Here is a 17181-nt window from a genome sequence, read left to right as displayed (position 1 = left end):
GATCCGACGGACCTAGCGTCCGAGGGATGCCGGACACCGTTGTCTCCGCCTTCGCCGCACACGTCACCGCCCGGCCGGACGCCGTCGCCCTCAGCTCGGGCGACGGCTCGGTGCGCTGGACCCGGCGCGAGTACGCCGAGAAGGCGGCGCGACTCGCGTCCGCGTTCAGCGCCCTCGGGGTCCGTCCCGGGGACACCGTCGCACTCCTGATCGGGAACCGGCCGGAGTGGCAGCTCAGTGACCTCGCGGCGCTACTGGTGGGCGCGGCTCCGTTCTCCCTGTACGTCACAGCGCCCCCGCGGGAGTCCGCTGAGCTCATCACCCGGGCGTGCGCCCGTCTCGTCGTCGCCGATCCCGAGCTGCTGCGCGACGACCACATCCCGGCCGGCGTCCCGGTCGTGACCGTCGACGAGCTGGATCACCTGCCGACCGATCCCACGTTCGTTCCCCACGAGCCGAGGCCGGACGACGTCGCGACCCTGATCTTCACCTCGGGCACGACCGGGAAGCCGAAGGGCGTGGAGCTCACCCACGCCGCGATCGTCTTCCAGCTCCGCGCCCTGGACTCCATCGTCCGCCTGGACGGCGGCGCGACGGTCTCCTATCTCCCCCACGCGCACATCGTCGACCGGGTGATCGGCCACTACGCCGCGTTGATCGGCGGGGCGAGCGTGACGACCGTGGCCGACCCGACCACCCTGTTCGACGTCCTCCAGCGCGTACGGCCGCGGCTGTTCACCTCCGTCCCCCGGATCTGGCAGCGCATCGAACGGCTGATGCGCGCCATGCTCCGCGACGGCGCCACGCACGAGCAGCTGGCCACCCGGTTCGGGCTCGACGGCGCGCAGTGGCTGGTCACGGGGTCGGCGCCGCTACCGCCCTCGACACACGAGTTCTTCGCCTCGGTAGGGCTCCCCCTGCACGACCTCTGGGGCCTGAGCGAGACCACCGCCGTCGCGACCTACACCGGGCCGGACGACGCCTACCGGGACAGGGCCGGCACGGTCGGTCGCCCGCTCCCCGGCACCGCCGTCCGGCTCGCCGGCGACGGCGAGATCCTGGTGCACGGCCCCCACCTCGCCCGCGGCTACCGCGACGATCCGCAGGCGACAGCGGACTCGTTCGCCGATGGCTGGTTCCGCACCGGGGACCTCGGGGAGTGGCGAGGCGAGCTCCTCACGGTCACGGGCCGGAAGAAGGACCTCATCATCACCGCCGGCGGGGAGAACATCTCGCCCAGCCGGATCGAGGACATCCTCGCCGAGTCACCCCTGATCGACCAGGTACTCGTCATCGGCGACGGACGGCCCTTCCTCGTCGCCCTCGTGGTTCCCGACCTCGCCGAGCTCGCCCTTCGCGGCGTCCACGGCGACCCCGAGGAGGTCGTCGCCGACCCGAGAACCCGCGCACTGCTCGAGACTGCGCTCGACACCGCGAACCAGAACCTCGGCAAGGCCGAGAAGGTCCGAGCTCATGCCATCCTGCCGCGGGCCTGGACCGGCGACTCCGGCGAGCTCACCCCGACGCTCAAACTGCGTCGCGGGGCGGTCGAGCAGAGCAATCGCGCCCTCGTCGACGAACTCTATGCCGGCACCCGTCCGCGCGACCGACATGCCGACAGGACACCTGATGGCGCGGCTAGTCAACTGAACTTCACGCGTTGCGGGTCCTTGCCGCCGGGTTGAGGCCGGCAGCGTGGTGTGGAGCGGCTGTGTCAGCGATCGGCGTGGGGTGCGTCGTGCTCGTGGATGCCGTCTGCTTCCGGGACTGTGTGTGGCGGGCTCCGGCCAGGAGTCGCAGTCCGTTGAGGCAGACGATGACGGTGGACAGCTCGTGGCCGGCGACGCCGAGCGCGAGAGGGAGGGTATCGAGCAGGTCCCAGCCGACGAGCCCAACGATCACGGTCGCGGCGAAAGCGAGGTTGGCTCGGGAGATCCGGCGGGCTCGTCGGGCAAGTTTGATCATCGGTGCCAGGTTGGCGAGAGGGTCTCGGGTCAGGACACCGTCGGCGGCTTCCACGGTCAGGGCTCCTGCTCCTTCTCCGACGACCAGGCCCACATCGGCGCAGGCCAACAGGGGGGAGTCGTTGAGCCCGTCTCCCGCGGCAAGAACATGCCGGCCGTGGGCTTGCCGGGCCTGCACGTGATCGACCTTGCCTGCGGGCAGGAGGCCGGAGTGGACGCGTCGGATACCGACGCGGTCGGCGAGGATCTGCGCGGGTCGGTCCGCGTCGCCGGTGAGGATCTCGGGTTCGTCGTCGACGACCTGCCGGAGCGCCGACACGGCGTCTGCGGCACCGGCGCGGGGTTCGTCGGCCAGCCCGATGACGGCGACGGCTGCGTCGTTGATGACCACCACGACGGCGGTCTGCCCGTCGTTTTGCAGGGCATTGACGATGGTGTCGACGACGGTGTTGCGGGTGGGAAGGATCTCGGGGCGCCCCACGAGGACGTGTGCCGTGCCCACCCGCGCGCGCACCCCTTCGCCGGGGATGGCCGCGAAATCGGCCGCGTCGGGCACGACGAGCCCGCGGTCCAGCGCGTGCCGACGGACGGCCTGGCCCAGGACGTGTTCGCTGCCGGCCTCAGCGGCAGCAGCGACGGCTAACACGGCGTCGATATCGACGTTGGCGGCGGGACCGTCGTGACTGGTGATGGGGACGGTGGTGATGACCTGTGGTCGGCCGGTGGTCAGCGTGCCGGTCTTGTCCAGCACGACCGTATCGATCTCGGCCAGGGCCTCCATGACGGTGGCGTCCTTGACCAGGACACCTCGGCGCCCGGCCACCGCGATCGCGGCCAGCAGGGGCGGCATGGTCGCCAGCACGATCGCGCACGGCGATGCGACGATCATGAATGTCATCGCGCGCAGCAGGGTCGAGGTGAAGTCCGCGCCGAGCAGCAGTGGCACCGCCAGCAGGGCCAGCGTCGCGGCGACGACCACGATCGAGTAGCGCTGCTCCACCCGCTCGATGAACAACTGCCGATCCGACTTGGTTGCCGCGGCCCGTTCGACCTGGGCAGCGATGCCCGCGACCACGCTGTCGGCCGCATCGCGTACCACCAGCACCCGCAACACCCCGGTGCCATTCACCGTGCCGGCCAGCACCTCGTCTCCGACGCTACGGCGGACCGGGACCGGCTCACCGGTCAACGCGGCCGTGTCGACCTCGGAGGTCCCCTCGGTGACCCGCCCGTCACCGGGGATGCGTTCCCCGGGCCGCATCACGACCTCCTGACCGGCGACGAGCTCAACGGCCGGGATCTCCCGTTCCACACCGTTGACGAGCACGGTGGCGGTCTCGGGCGCGATATCGAGCAGCGCGGTGATGCCGGCCCGGGTGCGGGCGGTCATGACCGCCTCCAGCGCGCCGGAGGTCGCGAAGATGACCATCAGCAGACCACCGTCGAACCACTGACCGATCGCCGCGGCGGCGATCGCCGCGACCACCATCAACAGGTCGACATCGAGCTTCCGCTCACCCAACGCGCGCAGACCCGCCCACGCCGGCTCCCACCCGCCCGCGACACAACAGACCAGGTACGCGGCGACCACCAGCAACCACGGCGCTCCCACCAGTCCCAACACCACCGCAACGAGGAACGCCACCAACGAGACAGCCGACCACCGAACCTCGGGAACCCCCATCAGAGCGCGCATCGCACCAACATACATACGCAATCATGAAGGTATGAAGGCGCACATTAACGATTGGATAACTGCGTATCCGCGCAGGCGTTCAGGTGCGTTATCGTGCCGGGGTGCACGAGTCGATAGCCGGCTTCGAGATGCCGACCGAGATCGAGGTCCGACGTGCCGCGGACCTGCTGCGGATGCTGTCGGACCCGACCCGCGTCAAGATCCTCTGGGCACTGCTGCAGGGCGAGAACTCCGTGGCGTGCTTGGCCGACCTCATCGGGGCCACCCCCACCGCCGTCAGCCAGCACCTGAGCAAGCTGCGCCTGGCCGGTCTCGTGGAGAACCGCCGCGACGGAACCTTCATCTTCTACACCGTGGAGAACGCCGCGATCCGACCGGTCCTCGAGCAGGTCCTTGCCATCGCTCCGACCAGCGCAGCCGAGCGCGGATAGGCCCCTTCGCCCGCACATCGGCGAAGGCTGGCGCACCCCTTCGCTAGCGATCCGTCTCCGGGCGGTGCTCTCTCGCCGGGCTCCCGGTCCGGGCGCAGCCCTCGTCACAAGGGGTGGCGGAACGCGCCGTCGGGGCCCAACGACCGGTACTCGATCTCCCCGACCAGCCGCGGCTCCACCCCATGGGTGACCTCGGCGGGGTGCCGGATCGGTGTCTTGATCCTTGTCCGCACCACGCCAGGCGACACGCCGCAAGGCGTCCTCGCGAGTCGTCAGCTTCAGAGACACACTGGAGTGTGTGACCACGACCGAGGCCGGGCTCTTGCGTCGCGGGCGCCGGCTGGAGCACGCCACACTGGGCTGGAACCTGATCGGCGTGGTCGTCCTCACCGTGGGGGCGATCTCCGCCGGGTCGGTCGCGTTGGCCGGGTTCGGTCTGGACTCGCTGATCGAGATCGGCGCCTCCACCGTGGTGCTCTGGCAACTCGCCGACACCACCCGTCCCGACCGCGAACATCGGGCCATCCGACTGATCGGGTTCGGGTTCGCGCTGCTGGTGATCTACCTGGTTTCGCAGGTCAGCTACACCTTCGCCATCGGCGGCCGGCCCGGGCCATCCCTGTTGGGCATCGTCTGGACCGCGCTGACCTTCCTCGTGATGCTCGCGCTCGCCGCCGGGAAGGCCCGCACCGGCGCCGCGTTGGGCAACCCTGTGCTCACCGCCGAGGGCCGGGTCACCCTGATCGACGCCTATCTCGCAGGCGCGGTGCTGCTCGGGCTCGTCCTCAACGCCACGCTGGGCTGGTGGTGGGCCGACCCATTCGCTGGGCTGGTGATCGTCTACTACGCCCTGCGGGAAGCCCGCGAAGCCCTCCGCCGTCGGCCCACCGACTCACCTGAGTGACAACGACCCCGTCCACTCGGCCCACTCGGCGGGCTCCAGCCTGGCGCCGCGTCCCTACCACCTCACACTCGACCGGACGCGGGCCGCGGATCGATCGACGCCGGAGATAGAGGTAGCGCCGACCCTCGATCGACTCGTCGTGTTGCTCGACAAGCACCACGCCGACGAGCCGGCTGACCTGTGACCGCTAGGTGTGGCCGTGACCGCGTTGCTCGCGTGGCTGTGGCGGACGGGGGCGAAGCGGTGACCGGATCAGCGCTGCGCGTCGTATCGCGCGCTGGGCACGTCGTTGCTCCCGGCTTGCGTCGACAGCGCGGCGGACGAGGGCTGCGACGTCGGCGGGGCAGGGTGGAAGCGCTCGGTCCTCGCCGGTCAGCTGCTTGCCGTCGACCGCGATGGACCACGTGCGGGCAGACGCAGACTTGGGCGCACACGGTCGCGACGAGACCGTGCTGACCTCGACGAGTAGCCGGCCCGGCAATCGGATCGTGGCGCGCAAGACGCTGGTCGTCAGTTGCGCGTCGATGGACTCAGAGACGTGGAGTTCGACAGGTCGCGCCCCAGTCGCTCGGCAGGCCTCGATCAGGACGCCGCGGGCGTGATTCCAGCCCGGGCCGTCATCGGCGGCAGGTCGGTGCCGGATGTTGCTGCGGACGTACGCGGGCATGACGTAGCGCTCATGCTGTCGCAGTGGGTCGCTGTACCATGCGCGGTTCATCGGGCCGTCCTTCACCTCGGGATGGCGAGCCGTTCGGGGTGCTGCGCGGGACGGGCAGTGCTGGGCGCAGGCCGTCGTCGGTCAGGACCGGGCACAGGGGCTCGCGGTCGGGGTGTGACCAGGCGGGGACGGGGTCGCCTGCCATCCGCCAGTACGCGGGCTGCACGGGGCGGGCCGGTCGACGACAGAATGGGCAGACGAGCTGGTCGGTCCTGGCCCACCGCTGCTCGTCCGGGTTCGGCGTCGAACTGCGGCTCGCGCCGGAGCCGCTGCCGTCGGCGCTTCGCTCGTCTCGGGCGGGTCAGGTCGGCGATGATCTCGGTGGCCACCGTCTGGACGGTCTCCGCAGCAGCGGCGATGACCTCCGGATAGTCCGGTAGCGCTGGGTCCTCGGGTGGCCCGGTACCCGCGATCGCGCGGTGGGCCATCGACACGCCTGCGGTTCTCCCCGGGTCAGCCGCCGGCCGCGCCGAGTAGTTCGATCACGGCGTTGTGGACCGCAGCCGGCAGCGCAAGGGCGGCGAGTTCGGCAATGCGTTCCGCGTCAGGTCGTGACCTGTTGACGATGCCCCAGGCTGCGATCTTCAGCTGGTTGGCGATCTGGGCCCGTTCGAGGAGCTCACGGATCGTCTCCAGGTGATTGTTGTTGCGGCGCAGCGGCCCACCCGCAATGCGGATGACGATCGCCTCGCGTGATCCAGCCGACGTGGTCACGCTCCAGCGACCGTCGACGCCCTTGATGGCGACCGGTTGACCGTCGACGGTGACCGGTCCGTCCGGTCGCTGCGCCAGAAATGTGACAGTCCACTCGCGTACCGCGGGCACCACTCCAGGGCGGCCTGTGGCGGGTCCAATCCGGAATTCACCGGTGTGGGGATCCGCGCTGGGGGCGGGATCCCATCGCAGGGTCGTGCGTGCGGCAGGACCGCCATCGACGCCGGGCACGAGGTCATCCTCGTCGTCTTCTGCGAGTACGAATTCGCCGGCCGCCGCCGGCGCCACGAGCACCTCGATCGCAGAGGGGTTACGGCTGGCGTCGAGGCTGGTCAGTGCGGCGAGCGGGAGGATGCCGCCGTTGCGGAGCAGCACGGGGATGGACGCCGTGGTGCGGTGCAGCTCAACCGAGCGGTCGCCGTGGTAGACGGTGCCGGTGAAGATGTCGGTCCAGATTCCAGGAGGAAGCCATGCTCGGGCTCGGCCGCGAAGCGATTCGGGGCTGTTCGGCTCACTGATCGGCACGACAACCAGTTCGGTCCCGAACGCGTACTGATTCGGCACATCGAATGCCTCTGGACGGCGCGGTTCTACGTGATACATCGGCCGCACCAAAGGCGTTCCCGCTGCCGCGCGGTGATTCATCGTGTGGAGGTAAGGCACGAGCCGGTGGCGAAATCGCAGTGATTCGCTCATCGCGGACCGGTGCTCAGCATCGAATTCCCAAGGCTCCTTTCGGATGAACGGATTCGCACCGGAATGCATTCTAAGGATCGGCGAGAACACTCCGAACTGCAGCCATCTCGTTGCAAGCTGGTCATCGCAGATCCCGTGGTCGTGACCGCCGATATCGTGGCTCCACCAGCAGTATCCGATATTGGAGGCAGTCGCGGTGAATTCAGGCTGGAACGCCAGTGAATTCCACGAGATGATGGTGTCACCAGAGAATCCGACTGCGTAGCGGTGGCTGCCGGGCCCGGCGTACCGGGAGAACAACATGCCGGGCCCACCGTTGCGCGAGGCGTCCAAGTGGTGGAAATGGTTGAGCAGCCAGAGTGGGTCGACCCCGGGCATGTTCGAGTGGCGCCCTTGTTGCCAGTCGATCCACCAGAAGTCCACGCCGTCGGCTTCGAGCGGGCGATGCAACGACGTGAAGTACGCGTGAAGAAACTCTGGATCCGTCGGATCGAACGCCACCGTCTCGCCCGTTCCAGGATCGGTGCCAACAGCGCGTGCCATCTTTGGATATGCATCCTCGTATGCCCGGACTCCATCAGCGGGATGCAGATTCAAGGCAGCGTGCAGCCCGCGCTCGTGCAGCGCGCGAAGGAAGCCGCGCGGATCCGGGAACAGCGCAGGGTCCCACGAGTACCCGGTCCAGCCGGTTCCGAACTCCGGCGGAACCGACTCGACACGGTGCCAGTCCATGTCGATCACTGCGACTGCGAACGGCAGTGCTTCGGCGCGGAATCGGTCCATCAGGGCGAGGTAGGAGTCAGCCGTGTACGGGTGGTATCGACTCCACCAATTTCCGAGCGCCCATCGTGGTAGCAGCGTGGGCATCCCGGAAACCGCGTAGAACGCTGAGATCGCCGCCGTGAAGTCGCGCCCGTAGGCGAACACATAAAGGTCGCGGCGGCCGGGTCGGCGAGTAGCGATCCAGCCATCGTCGTCGAACAGGAACGAGTCGGTGTCGTCGATCACTGCGACGCCTCCACGCGCGATGACCCCGGGCTCGAGGCGGATAGGGCCGTCGACCCCGTCAAGGGTGCGTGTGGTACCGCCGAGGTCGCCGGCAACGTCGCCGTACCGCCATTGACCGCCGTCGGCTCCGAGGCACTCGACGAGGAGGCCGTGACTGGAGAACGGGTGGCCGTCATAGTGCACGCGAGCGCGCTCGGTGGTGATGACAACCCCGGTGTCGTCGCGTTCCACATGACCGGGCACTGGGTCCAGATCGCGGCGCAGTGCGAAGGTCGAGGCGCGGTCCTCGAATTCGCCATCGTCGGACCACTCGATGCGGAACAGTCCGGCGTCGAGCACTGTGATGCACCAATGGTCGCCGCGCACCTGCTGATCGGTCCGTGCGCGAGGCGCCGATCCAGGGAACGGACGGATAGGATCCATCTCAGTTGGAGGGCGTTCCGGGAGATTGATCATGATTTTCCTGTAATGGCCGGTCACCTGATTCCGCGATGGTTGCCGCGGGTGTCAAGCAATGTCGCGTGGGCCCGGGGACGGCCGGGTTACCGGGAGACGCGACAATCGCTTCCCGAGACACCAAGTCGCCCGCATCGAGTCATCTCTTGTTGGTACCTGCGGTCAGCACGTTGCCGCTTGACTACTGCGCATTCGCCGGCTGTGCGCGGTGAGCGTTGGCGATCACGGGCGACTGCTCGTGCACGGCCCGGTCAGGGGCGCATCTTCGCCGTCTCGACCGAGACGTAGTCGACGAGCAACGAGTGGCCGGGTTCGGTCGCGGGCGTCGGGGTCGGATGTCCCGCGACGCCGTCAGGGAAGCCGCCTCCCATGGCCAGGTTCAGGATGATGAACGACCCGGAGTGCCCGGTCGCGTTGTTCCACGTGGCCGCGTCGACCTGATCGGCACGCACCGTGTGGTACAGGCGACCGTCGAGGTACCAGCGCATCTCTTGGGGGGCAATCCTCTTGTCGAGGATGAAGGTGTAGGTGTGGAACTGGCCGGGACAGGGGGACGTCTCGGGGCACGGGGTGCTGCCACCGATGCCGTTCGGTTCGTTGCAGATCCCGCCGGGGAAGGTCCCGCAGTGCAGGGTGCCCCACAGGGTGTTGGCGCCGTTGACGTTCTCCAGGATGTCGTACTCCCCGACGCCCGGCCAGGTCTGGCCGTGCCGGAGTCCGGCGCCGAGCATCCAGAAGGCCGGCCAGTAGCCCAGCGCCTTCTCGCCGGTGACGTCGGGAATGCGGATGCGTCCCTCGACCTTCAGCATTCCACCCTCAGGCGCCTGGAAGTCCTCGCGCTTGGTGTTGATCCGGGCCGACGTCCACTTTCCGCCGGCGTCCCGCAATGCCGTGATGGCGAGGTTGCCCTTGCCGTCGAGGCCGATGTTCGCCGGATCGTCGGTGGTGTGCTCGATCTCCCCGGTCCCGAAACCCGTTCCGATCTCGAACTTCCAGTCCTTCGCGGACGGCGGCGCCCCGGCGCGGCCGTTGAAGTTGTCCTTCCACTCGGGCTTCCACACGGGATGGCTGGCCGGCGGCTTTGCGGGGAGCGCGGGGTCAGCCGCTGCTGAGGAGGTGAACGCGGCCATCGCGGCGAACGCTATGGCCAGCCCACCTGTCAACAGTTTCCTGGAGGGTTTCATGGAAGCGCCTTTCCCGGGATCGTTGTTTACGGTCCAGTGTTTCTGCGCGCGGGGGACGCGCAGATTTGAAGCACGCAGGAGTACGAGATTCCTCAGCACTCCTGCGACACAGTCGGAAGCTGCCGACTACCAGTCGTGCACAGTTCCGTCGAGAAGCCGGTTCACCGGCAGGTAGGACTGTTGGTAGGGGTGGGCGGCGGCGATCTCCTCGTCGATGTCCACGCCGATCCCGGGTGCGTCTCCGGGGTGCAGGAAACCGTCGGTGAAGGTGTAGGAGTGCGGGAAGACCCGGTGGGCGAGCGGGGAATGGCCGGAGTACTCCTGGATGCCGAAGTTGTGCACGGCGAGATCGAGGTGGATCGCGGCGGCGGTACCGACGGGTGAGACGTCCTCCGGGCCGTGCATCGCGCTCTTGATCTGGTGCATCGCGGCGAAGTCGAGGAGCTTGCGCAGTGGTGAGATGCCGCCGAAGTGGGTCACCGAGGCGCGGACGTAGTCGATGAGCTGCTCGGAGATCAAGGTCTGGAAGTCGAAGACGGTGTTGAAGACCTCGCCGATCGCCAGCGGCGTGGTCGTGTGCCGGCGGACCAGTCGCAACCCCTCCTGGTTCTCGGCAGGTGTGCAGTCCTCGAGCCAGAACAGGTCGTAGGGTTCGAGGGCTTTGCCCAGCCGTGCCGCCTGTAGCGGGGTGAGCCGGTGGTGGGAGTCGTGTAGCAGCGGCAGGTCGGGCCCGAACTCGGCGCGGACCGCCTCGAACACCCTGGGCAGGTGCCGCAGGTAGGCGCCGGTGTCCCAGTCCTCGACGGCCGGCAGCGCGAATCCGTTCGCCGGGTCCGGTGCGGCATCAGGCGCGGTGGGTGTGGCGTAGACCCGGTGCAGGCCGGGCACGCCGCTCTGCACGCGGATCGCGGGGTAGCCATGGGCCAGGCGCTCTCTGATGGAGTCGAACAGCTGCGGCAGGTCGCGGCCGCTCGCGTGGCCATAGGTCGCCACGCGGTCGCGGCTGGCACCCCCGAGCAGCTGGTAGAGCGGCAGGCCGGCGACCTTGCCCTTGATGTCCCACAGCGCGACGTCGACCGCGCTGATCGCGGCCATCGTCACCGGGCCGCGCCGCCAGTAGGCGCCACGGTAGAGCAGCTGCCAGGTGTCCTCGATGCGATGGGGGTCCGTGCCGAGCAGCAGGGGAACGACGTGGTCGCGCAGGTAGGACGCGACGGCGAGCTCGCGCCCGTTGAGGGTCGCGTCGCCGAGACCGGTGACACCCTCGTCGGTCCCGATCTTCAGGGTGACGAAGTTGCGCCCTGGACTGGTGACGACGACGGACACGTCAGTGATCTTCATCTGCGCACTTCCTCCGCTGAGCGCTCGGCCCGTGGGGAACACTCGTGTTCGGGTTCATTGGTGGATTTCGGTCGTGGGTCAGCACGCGGCCGTCATCGGGTGGATGCCGGCCACGACGCGGGTTCGTCTTGCCGGCGCGTCTTTGCACGAGCGCGGGCCGCAGAGACGGCGGGGTCAGGCCGGGTGCTCGTCGTGGGCGTCCCAGCCGAGCAGTCGCTGCGCGGCGTCCGTGGTGTAGAAGCCGGCGTTTCCGACGAGTGGCTGCCGCCGCGGCACCTCCGGGAACCACTTGTCGGCCAGCTCGGCCGAGGGCGTGGCGCTGGCCGTGCGGGCGGCCACGATGTTGGCCACTGCATGACCGGGCGCCCGGCGGCGAACCGCGAGCAGGCAGGCGGCGGCCGCCTGGTCCACCGCGGTCCATCCCCACAGATGCCGGTAGTCGACCTCGTCCTGGCAGGACCTCGCCGCGGTGTCGTAGTCGTCGTGGAGCGCGTGCAGCCGCAGCGCTGTGAACGGCACGTGCGGGCGGCGGCGCGCGAACGCCGCCGACTGCTGCTCCAGGATCAGCTTCGACAGGCTGTAGGAGTCCTCGCAGTAGGAGGGGTGGTCCTCGGTGATCGGGAACTCGTCGTAGCGCGGGCTGTAGCTGAAGGCACCGCCGATCGCGTTGACGCTCGATGCGAGGCACACCGCTGCGAGCTGCAACTCCTCTGCCGCCACCAGCACGTTGTGCGTGCCGTTCACATTGGTCCGGTGGACGATCGGTTCCGGGTGGTACGGAGAGGTCAGGGCGCCCAGGTGCACCACGACGTCCGTGCCGGTCAGCGCGGCCCGTACCGCGTCGAGATCGATGACGTCTGCCGCTCGCCAGTCGACCCGGCCGACGCCGTCCCCCGGGACGGCGTCGGGCAGGTCGACAGCCACGACGTCGTGACCGGCCGCCGACGCCCGCTCGATCACCCGCCGGCCGAGGATGCCGGCGGCACCGGTCACCGCGATCCGCATCGTCGGGGCGACGACGGGCGACGATGCCAACCGGGGGGATCTGGCGCCGCCCGCACTGCTGCTCACCCCTTCACACCCCCGGTCAGTGCCACACCGCGCAGGAACTGCCGCTGGAAGATCAGGAACAGTACGACCGGGATCACGATGGTCAGGAACACACCGGCCAGTCCGACTCCGAGGTCGGCGGAGGCGGTGCGGGCAGGAAGCGCTACCGAGACCGGCTGAACAGCCGGATCCGGCATGACCAGCAGCGGCCACAGGTAGTCCTTGAACGCCCCGATCAGCGACAACAGAGCCATCACACCGACGATCGGTCGCGACAGCGGCAGGATGATCAGCAGCAGGATCCGCAGGGGTCCGGCGCCGTCGATCCGGGCTGCTTCGACCAGTGAGGGCGGGATGCCGTCGAAGAACCGCTTCGTGATCATGACGTTGAAGGCGCTGGCCCCCGCCGGCAGCCACAACGCCCAGAACGTGTTCAGCAGTGACACGTTCAGCAGCGGCATGTCCAGCACCGTCTGGTAGAGCGGGACCAGGGTGATCACCGCCGGCAGGAACAGCGTTGCCAGTACAGCACCGCTGAGCACCTTGGACCAGCGGGGTTTCAGGATGCTCAGGACGTAGCCGCCGGTGATGGCGACCACGAGGGCGACCACGGTGCAGCCGATGCCCATCACCATCGTGTTGAACAGCGCGGTGCCGATCTGGATGCGGTCCCACGCATCGGCGAGGTTCTGCAGCCGGATGCCCGACGGCCAGAACGACAATGGTGCGGCGATGATGTCGTTCGGGTATGAGATGGCCGCCTTCGCCGACCACAGGATCGGTCCCAAACCGGCCACCACGAGGCCGATCAAGACGATCACCTGCATGACACTCAGGCCGAGCCGGATCCGCGGGTTCGCCCGATCCTGGTCCGAGAGCAGACCGCGCTCGACGGATTCATCCCGTCCTGCTGCTGCCTTCGCCACGTCAGTCCCCCCACCGCTTCGTTGCCATCTGGTACAGCCCGGAAAGCACGCACAAGAACACGGCAAGGACCAGGCTCAATGCCGCTGCGGCGCCGAAATCACCGTTCACGAATGCGTACTGGTAGACCATCAACATGATGGTCAGGGTCGCATTGTCGGGGCCGCCGCCGGTGAACAGCCATGGTTCGGTGAACAACTGGAACGTGCCGATCAGTTGGAGCAGCATCATCACGAGGATGATGCTTCGCAGCTGCGGGACCGTGATGTTCCACACCTTGCGCCAGATTCCGGCACCGTCGATCTCAGCAGCTTCGTAGAGATCGGTCTGCACCGACGTGAGCGCCGCCAGGTAGATGATCGCCGTGGACCCCGCCCCTGCCCAGGTCGCCTCGATGACGATCGAAGGCATCGCCATCACCGTCGAGTTCAGCCAGGGGAACGGCCCGAGCCCGACCACTCCCAATATGGTGTTGAAGATGCCCGTCGCGCCCGGGTCGTAGAAGATCTTCCAGAGCAGGATCGCGGCGACCGGTGGAACCACAGCAGGCAGGTAGGCCAGCACGCTGTAGATCCAGCCCGACTTCTTCAGCTCGTTCATGAAGACCGCGAGGAAGATCGGCGCCGGGAACCCGACGATGAGTGCCAGTAGTGCGAACCAGGCCGTGTTCAACGCTGCTGTCGGCAAGAGCGGGTCCGACAGCACGTAGCTGAAGTTGTCGATCCCGACCCACTCGGCCGGCCCCACCAGATTCGTCTTCTGGAGGCTCATCAACAGCCCCTGGACGATCGGACCCCAGGAGAAGTAGGCGAAGATGAGCACGATCGGGATGGCGAACAGGATGGCCGCCGGCCCGGTCGTGCGACGCCAGGACTGGAACCTGGCGACCCACCCGCTGCCCGGTCCCCCCGGCGGCTCGGAGAGTCGGTGTGCCACAGGTCGCTGCCGCACATTCAGGTCAGTCACGGTCCCGACTCACCGCCCCAGCTTGGCGGCGACGGTGGAGTTGGCCTCGTTCAGCAGCGCCGCCGGATCCGCTGACGGATCGGTCAGCGTCTTCTGCACGACGGTGTCGAGGGCCTTGTAGACCTCCTGGGTCTTGTTCGGCGGCTCGGCCAGCAGCGGCATCGTGGTGAGCGAGTCCCCGTACGGCTTGAACGCCTGCTCGGAGACGTTGCGAACGGGGGCGAGCCACGACTGCCATGTGTCGTACTCGGCCTGGTTCAGCGGCGTCACGCCCGGAATGCCGACGAACTTCCCATCGGCGACCGTGGCCTTCGCCTTGGCGACGGCGACGGACTGGTCGCTGTACTGCCGGAACTCGGAGAACTGGATGTACTTCAGCGCAGCTGCTTGCTGGGCCGGTGTCGCCTTGATGCTGATGATGCTCACGTTGCCACCGACGAGGACACCGTCCTGCTTCGCGCCGGCCTGCGGCGACGGCCCCACACCCACGGACTCGGGCTTCATCCCGAACTTGCGCACCAGGTCGTTGTAGACGTCCGGCAGATGAACCATCATGCCGACCTTCCCGGCCGCGAAGTCCTGGTTGGCACCGTCAGCGTCGTAGAGGTACTGGCTGCCGAGGGAGTTGTCGGACCAGCGCATGTCCTTGATCAGTTGGAGGCCCTGCTTCACCTGATCGCTGCTCAGCAGTGGCGTCTTGCCGTCCTCGGACTCGATCTGGCCACCCAGGCCGTACACCATGTTCGTGAACGTCCACCCACCCTGGTTCTTCGTCGACAGCTGCGCGAACCCGGTCGCACCCGTCTTCTGGGTGATCTCCCGCGCAGCGGTGCGCACCTCGTCCCAGGTGGTCGGCGGCTTGTTCGGATCGAGGCCGGCCCGGGCGAAGAGATCACGGTTGTAGATCAGCCCCATGGTGTAGGCGTAGATCGGCACCGCGTAGATGCGCCCGTCGCGAGTGACGTTCTTGAGCAGGGCCGGGTTGAGCTGATCCAGGATCCCCGACTGCTTGAGCGGGTCGGTCAGATCGGGCAGCTGCTTGTTGGCGATCAACAACGCCGGCTCGGTGAACGCGACCTTCAGGACGGTGGGCAGCGTGCCGCCGGCGACCTGCGCCTGGAAGGTCTGCGCCTGCCAGGCCGTCTCCGAGGTCTCCACCTTGATGTTCGGGTTGGCCTTCATGAACTCGGCAACCGTGTCGTCGTACTGCTTGAGATCCGCGACGTTGTCCGCGGTCGGCCGATCCCCGACGGTGATCGTCACCGGGGCGTTCGGATCGACGCTAGCGGCCGAACCGCCGCCAGAACACGCGACGAGTTGCAGTGCGACGGCCGAGGTCGCGACGGCGGTGAGCAGTTTACGTCGTGTCAGCATTGACAGCTCCTGGCTCTCAGAAACACGCGCGCCCTCGCGCCGCGCTTCCCGGTGGACGTCGACGAGCCAGCTCCATCATCGCGCTGGTCGCCGCTTCGAACCCGTGTGGGTACGTTCCCAGACATGTATGATGGAGACCTTCTACCTGCCATGTCAATGATGGGTTCGTTCCCAATCAATGGTGCGGAGAGCCCGACCACGTCCCAGCTAGAGTCGTCATGCGTGAACACACTGTCGGCGTTGACCAGCACGCACAGCCGGAATGCCGATCAACGCCCGACCCGAACAGGGGAACGCCGATGATGTCCTCCCGACCGACGATCGAGGACGTGGCGAAGTTGGCGGGCGTCGGACGCAGCACCGTCTCGCGGGTCATCACCGGCTCACCGCTCGTGTCCGGAGTCGCCCGACAGGCCGTCGAGACTGCCATCGCGAAGATCGGCTACGTCCCGAACGCCGCCGCTCGATCCCTGGTCACGCGCCGCACCGATGCCATCGCCGTCGTCATCACCAGCGAGGAGATCGTCGTCGGCGGGTACACCTACCTGCACGGAGTGCTGCGCGGGATCTCGAACGAGGCGGCGGCGCGGGACCGGCAGCTCGTCCTCGCGTTCGGCGACGATCTCGACCGCCTCGATTCCTACCTCGCCCGCCACGTCGTCGACGGCGTCGTGCTGATCTCCTCGGTGCCCGACGGTCCCTCGCCGTGGCAGGTCCAACGAGCGCGCCTACCCGTCGTGCTGGCCGGCCGGCCGCAGGGATGGACGGGTAGCTCGTGCGTGACCATCGACAACGAGGGCGGCAGCCGGGCTGCCGTCGATCACCTCATCGCCACCGGCAGCGAGCGGACCGCGATGATCACGGGCTCGGCGGAGTTCCTCGACTCCCGCGAGCGGTACGCAGGCTACGTCGCGGCACTCCGGGCGGCGGGGCGCGACCTCGACCCGGCGCTGGTCGCCGAGGGGGACTTCCGCTATCCCGACTCCGGCGAGCACGCGATGAACCTGCTCCTGCAGCGAGATCCGCACGTCGACGGCGTCTTCGCGGCCAGCGACACCATCGCGATCGGCGCCCTCCGCGCTCTGGCGGCCGCAGGCCGACGCGTGCCGGACGACGTACGGGTCATCGGCTTCGACGACGACCCGCTAGCCGCACGGGCCGAACCACCGCTGAGCACGGTGCGGGTGGAGTTCGGCGAGATCGGCAAGCGGGCGGTGTCGATGCTCCTCGACCTCATCGCCGCCGGCGACGGCTCCGACGCGCCCTCGGTCGTCGTCGGCACCGAGTTGGTACTGCGCGCCTCCGCGTGATGGGGACCGCGCGGACACGGGTGGCCATCAGCGCCGTCGGAGCAACAGATGTACGGCCGGGCGAACTTCGACCTCCTGCGCGAGTCCTGCTCGCCAGATGAACCTCCCCAGGGTCAACTCGATCACGAAATACGGGCCAGATCCGGTCGAGGCGTGCGCGTTGAACCACACCAACATCTCCCCGTTGATGGCCCAAGAGGTGACACCCGCCCTCGGCCGCCGACACTGGAGCCAGCCCCGGGTTCGTCAACAGATGCGAACGGCCGTCACGGGATACGCCCACAACCGCCGCCGCGCGGGTCAGCGTCGTGATCGTGATCCCCCCGTCTCCACCACCACCACCGGGACGCCGCCGCGGCTGGGATCTGCGCCCAGCTCGGCCTGGAGTGCTTGCCGGTATCGCGTTCGGGGCCGGCGTGCTGCTGTGGGCGCTGGCGGGCTCGCC

The 17181-nt window shown here is 68.2% G+C and carries 13 protein-coding genes; 4 read left to right on the top strand and 9 right to left on the bottom strand.

From position 1 onward, the window contains the following. Positions 1 to 26: 26 nt before the first annotated feature. Positions 27 to 1685 (top strand): AMP-dependent synthetase/ligase, encoded by a 1659-nt coding sequence (locus ACFPFQ_RS22345; protein ID WP_379621885.1) that lies wholly within the window; start codon positions 27 to 29, stop codon positions 1683 to 1685. On the opposite strand, the gene ACFPFQ_RS22340 is transcribed toward ACFPFQ_RS22345, so the two are convergent. Next, on the bottom strand, positions 1654 to 3660 hold the full coding sequence (locus tag ACFPFQ_RS22340) for a heavy metal translocating P-type ATPase (protein WP_379621883.1): 2007 nt from the start codon (positions 3658 to 3660) through the stop codon (positions 1654 to 1656). The two genes, ACFPFQ_RS22345 and ACFPFQ_RS22340, sit on opposite strands and share 32 nt — an antisense overlap. Before the next feature lie 101 nt (positions 3661 to 3761). On the opposite strand from ACFPFQ_RS22340, the gene ACFPFQ_RS22335 reads away from it, so the two are divergent. Further along, positions 3762 to 4091 carry an ArsR/SmtB family transcription factor gene (locus ACFPFQ_RS22335; protein ID WP_379621881.1) on the top strand — a complete coding sequence of 110 codons (330 nt, stop codon included), beginning with the start codon at positions 3762 to 3764 and terminating at the stop codon, positions 4089 to 4091. Positions 4092 to 4195: 104 nt separating this feature from the next. On the opposite strand, the gene ACFPFQ_RS22330 is transcribed toward ACFPFQ_RS22335, so the two are convergent. After that, a complete protein-coding gene (locus tag ACFPFQ_RS22330) occupies positions 4196 to 4324 on the bottom strand; it encodes a hypothetical protein (protein WP_379621879.1) in 129 nt (42 codons plus the stop codon). 65 nt (positions 4325 to 4389) lie between these two features. Here ACFPFQ_RS22330 and ACFPFQ_RS22325 point away from each other — a divergent pair, with 65 nt between their 5' ends. After that, entirely contained in the window at positions 4390 to 4995 is a 606-nt protein-coding gene (locus ACFPFQ_RS22325; RefSeq protein ID WP_379621877.1) for a cation transporter, read from the top strand. Positions 4996 to 6166: 1171 nt separating this feature from the next. On the opposite strand, the gene ACFPFQ_RS22320 is transcribed toward ACFPFQ_RS22325, so the two are convergent. From ACFPFQ_RS22320 to ACFPFQ_RS22290, 7 genes are all read right to left on the bottom strand, one after another. After that, complete coding sequence (locus ACFPFQ_RS22320) at positions 6167 to 8587, bottom strand: glycoside hydrolase family 31 protein (protein ID WP_379621875.1); 2421 nt, start codon at positions 8585 to 8587, stop codon at positions 6167 to 6169. 251 nt (positions 8588 to 8838) lie between these two features. Then, positions 8839 to 9870, bottom strand: a complete 1032-nt coding sequence (locus tag ACFPFQ_RS22315; protein WP_379621873.1) for a glycoside hydrolase family 16 protein — start codon at positions 9868 to 9870, stop codon at positions 8839 to 8841. A 27-nt stretch (positions 9871 to 9897) separates the two neighbouring features. Continuing rightward, on the bottom strand, positions 9898 to 11112 hold the full coding sequence (gene manD, locus ACFPFQ_RS22310) for a D-mannonate dehydratase ManD (RefSeq protein WP_379621871.1): 1215 nt from the start codon (positions 11110 to 11112) through the stop codon (positions 9898 to 9900). 174 nt (positions 11113 to 11286) lie between these two features. After that, entirely contained in the window at positions 11287 to 12183 is an 897-nt protein-coding gene (locus ACFPFQ_RS22305; protein ID WP_379621869.1) for an NAD-dependent epimerase/dehydratase family protein, read from the bottom strand. Beyond that, positions 12180 to 12983, bottom strand: coding sequence for a carbohydrate ABC transporter permease (locus ACFPFQ_RS22300; RefSeq protein WP_379621867.1), 804 nt, complete (start codon positions 12981 to 12983; stop codon positions 12180 to 12182). The genes ACFPFQ_RS22305 and ACFPFQ_RS22300 overlap by 4 nt, the downstream gene beginning before the upstream one ends. Before the next feature lie 106 nt (positions 12984 to 13089). Then, positions 13090 to 14052: a carbohydrate ABC transporter permease gene (locus tag ACFPFQ_RS22295; protein ID WP_379621865.1), complete on the bottom strand. Its 963-nt coding sequence runs from the start codon at positions 14050 to 14052 to the stop codon at positions 13090 to 13092. A 9-nt stretch (positions 14053 to 14061) separates the two neighbouring features. After that, positions 14062 to 15426: an ABC transporter substrate-binding protein gene (locus ACFPFQ_RS22290; RefSeq protein ID WP_379621863.1), complete on the bottom strand. Its 1365-nt coding sequence runs from the start codon at positions 15424 to 15426 to the stop codon at positions 14062 to 14064. 329 nt (positions 15427 to 15755) lie between these two features. Here ACFPFQ_RS22290 and ACFPFQ_RS22285 point away from each other — a divergent pair, with 329 nt between their 5' ends. Continuing rightward, complete coding sequence (locus ACFPFQ_RS22285; RefSeq protein WP_379621861.1) at positions 15756 to 16736, top strand: LacI family DNA-binding transcriptional regulator; 981 nt, start codon at positions 15756 to 15758, stop codon at positions 16734 to 16736. The last annotated feature ends 445 nt before the right edge of the window (positions 16737 to 17181 follow it).

The sequence above is a fragment of the Pseudonocardia sp. GCM10023141 genome (assembly GCF_042653605.1).
Note: the sequence above shows the minus strand (reverse complement) of the source record. Positions and strands in the feature narration are given on the sequence as shown.